Raw genomic sequence first — 415 nt, forward strand, 5'->3', positions numbered from 1 at the left:
CTAGTTTCATAGATATTACCTGGTTTCGGCATGCTGCTGTCCCAATCGCCAGTCGCTAGACCTTTTGCTGCATCTGCGGTGGAGGTGATGGGTTGGGTCACTCGATTAAAAGCAATTAATCCGGCAATGACACCAATGCAACTCAGCGTTAGTCCAAGTAACCAGCTGTTTCTTTGGTTTTCTGGTAATGCACCGAGTAGGTTGGTTTCAGGGATCGACATACCAATAAACCATGTGATGCCATGCTCATCCTCGTAAGGCGTTATCTGGTTGAAGTATCGCTCGCCATTCAGAGTAAAGTCGAAACGTTGTATTTGCCTGTTTTCAATCAAATGGAATTGGTTAACGTAACTGGCGCTCTCTCGTATTATTGGGTTGTCACTCTCTGTAGCCAATAAGCGCTGACTTGTGTGGC

1 pseudogene is annotated in these 415 nt (G+C 46.0%); it reads right to left on the reverse strand.

From position 1 onward, the window contains the following. Window positions 1-415, reverse strand: a pseudogene (locus tag FTW16_RS20645) (diguanylate cyclase); the annotation flags it as partial.

Source organism: Vibrio sp. T20 (genome assembly GCF_007858795.1).
GTDB lineage: Bacteria > Pseudomonadota > Gammaproteobacteria > Enterobacterales > Vibrionaceae > Vibrio > Vibrio satsumensis.